This is a genomic window from Mycobacterium parascrofulaceum ATCC BAA-614, from assembly GCF_000164135.1.
In the GTDB taxonomy this organism is placed as follows: domain Bacteria; phylum Actinomycetota; class Actinomycetes; order Mycobacteriales; family Mycobacteriaceae; genus Mycobacterium; species Mycobacterium parascrofulaceum.
In genome coordinates this window covers 1-2,318 of sequence record NZ_GG770581.1, presented here as the reverse complement: position 1 = coordinate 2,318, position 2,318 = coordinate 1, and the positions used below count along the sequence as shown (strand labels likewise).

The window sequence follows — 2,318 nt, the reverse complement described above, 5'->3', positions numbered from 1 at the left end:
GAGCTGGCGGCCCGGGCCGCGGCGGGCGGCGCGAACCGGGCCTATCTGGTCGTGCCGGGCGACGCCGCGACGGCGGTCGCCGGCGCGCTCGGCTTCCGGGAACACCACCGGCGCCGCTATTTTCCGGCCCGCTCCCCCGACTGGGATACGGTCTAGCCATGACTGTTGGCGGCGACCCGCAGCGCCCGGCTTCGCCGCGCTCGCGATCGCCGCTGACCGTTGGCGGCGACCCGCAGCGCCCGGCTTCGCCGCGCTCGCGATCGCCGCTGACCGATGGCGGCGACCCGCAGCGCCCGGCTTCGCCGCGCTCGCGATCGCCGCTGCGGCTGGCCACCTGGAACGTGAATTCGATCCGCAGCCGCCTGCCGCGCGTCGTCGACTGGCTGGCCCGCGCGGACGTCGACGTGCTGGCCATGCAGGAGACCAAGTGCTCCGACGGCCAGTTCCCCACCCTGCCGTTCTTCGAACTCGGCTACGAGGTGGCGCATGTGGGCTTCAATCAGTGGAACGGCGTGGCGATCGCCTCGCGGGTCGGCCTCGACGACGTGCGGGTCGGTTTCGACGGCCAGCCCAGCTGGAGCAGCAAGCCGGAGGTGGCCGCGACGGCCGAAGCCCGCGCGCTGGGCGCCACCTGCGACGGTGTCCGGATCTGGAGCCTGTACGTGCCCAACGGCCGGGCGCTGGGCGATCCGCACTACACCTACAAGCTGGAATGGCTTGCCGCGCTGCGTGATACGGCGGCCGGCTGGTTGCGCGACGATCCGGCGGCGCAGATCGCGCTGGCCGGCGACTGGAACATCGCGCCCACCGACGACGACGTGTGGAGCACCGAGTTCTATGCCGGCGCCACCCACGTCTCCGAGCCCGAGCGCCGCGCGTTCGCCGCGATCGTCGACGCCCAATTCACCGACGTGGTAAGGCCTTTCGCGCCCGGCCCGGGCGTGTACACGTACTGGGACTACACCCAGCTGCGGTTCCCGAAACGGCAGGGCATGCGCATCGATTTCATCCTCGCCTCGCCCGCCTTGGCCGACCGTGTGACGGACGCCCAGATCGTCCGCGAGGAGCGCAAGGGCAAGGCCGCCAGCGATCACGCGCCGGTGCAGATCGATATCAGGCGAGACTGAATCGCATTAACGCCTTCGCGCGCCGCCGGTGACCAGGTTAAGCTCACGCAAATTAAATGCGGCTGCGCGTTGTCTGCGCGTTTGCAAGGTGGCAGGCTTTGTTTTGTTAGAAGCAGATACAATGTTTTTTTGCTGTTAACGACGCGTTCAGCGGGTGCGCCCCGCTGGTGACGCGGGTTTCGCGGCAAGGGCAGAAAGCCAGGGAGTCAGCATGAGTGTCATCGGCGGAGCGGTCCGGGGCGTAGGTCAGGCGGTGAGTCGCGCGGCGACCACCACGACCGCGGCCGCCGGCGCGGTGGGTGGCGCGGCGGTCAACGGGGTCATCGGCGGCGTCACCGGCGCCGCCGAGGGCATCAAGAAGGGCATGGCCAGCGGCAGCCACTCGGCGCCGGCCGCCGCGGTGGCGTTCGGCGCGTTGGGCGTCGCCGGACTGGTCGAGTGGCCGGTGCTGCTGGCGGTCGGCGGCAGCGCGCTGTTGCTGCAGCGGCTGAGCCGCAAGCAGGAACCGCCCAAGGCGGCCAAGGCGAGCCTCAAGGCGGTGCCGGTGGAACCGGCGACGCAGAAGGCCGCGCCGCAGAAGGCCGCCAAGTCGACGGCCAAGAAGGCCACCGGGCGCCGGGCCGGCAGTGCCGAGTTGCGCAGCACCAACTAACGGGACTGTCCGAAGACGCTTTGAGCATTGCGACCGCGATACGACGATCCACGCCGTTGCGCGCCGTCGCGGCGGGCCTGCAGGCCACCACCTCCCTCGTTGAGGCCGGCATCACCATCGCCGCGATTCCGCTGCGCGAGGGTGCCCGGGCGATCTCGGTCGAGCTGCCCCGGGACATATCGGCGCCGGGGAGCCGACGCTGCTGGCGCGGCGCGGAGCGCGCCTGGATCGAGGTGCACGGGCTGGACGGCGCCGCGGACGGGGAACTGGGGCGCTCGGTGCTCGACGCCGTGCTGTCGCACCCGGGGATCGCCTCGGCCGCCCTGAACTACCCACTGTCGCGGGTGGTGGTCACCATCGGCGACGCGGACACCTCGCTGCGCGACCTGTGCCGCCTGGCCGGCGAAGCCGAGAAGAGTTGTGCTGCAACAACTTTAGCAACATCGCCGGCGCCCCCGACGAGCCTGCCGGGCGATGGACCGGTGCTGGCGACCCGGGCCGCCACCGCGGCGGCCAGCGCCGCCGGGCTCGGCATCGCG

The 2,318-nt window shown here is 71.5% G+C and carries 3 protein-coding genes and 1 pseudogene; all 4 read left to right on the top strand.

The annotated features are described in order from the left end of the window. Positions 1-51 precede the first annotated feature (51 nt). On the top strand, positions 52-156 hold the full coding sequence (locus HMPREF0591_RS34765; protein ID WP_425270271.1) for a hypothetical protein: 105 nt from the start codon (positions 52-54) through the stop codon (positions 154-156). 164 nt (positions 157-320) lie between these two features. Then, positions 321-1,127: an exodeoxyribonuclease III gene (locus HMPREF0591_RS29500; protein WP_040624463.1), complete on the top strand. Its 807-nt coding sequence runs from the start codon at positions 321-323 to the stop codon at positions 1,125-1,127. Positions 1,128-1,338: 211 nt separating this feature from the next. Then, positions 1,339-1,779 (top strand): hypothetical protein, encoded by a 441-nt coding sequence (locus HMPREF0591_RS29495; RefSeq protein ID WP_007172535.1) that lies wholly within the window; start codon positions 1,339-1,341, stop codon positions 1,777-1,779. Between the two features lie 20 nt (positions 1,780-1,799). After that, positions 1,800-2,318 (top strand): annotated as a pseudogene (locus tag HMPREF0591_RS29490) (cation-translocating P-type ATPase); the annotation flags it as partial.

What these genes read in the sequence shown, in the direction of transcription:
- HMPREF0591_RS29495 (WP_007172535.1), top strand. Translation starts at nt 1,339, where the DNA reads ATGAGTGTCATCGGCGGAGCGGTCCGGGGCGTAGGTCAGGCGGTGAGT.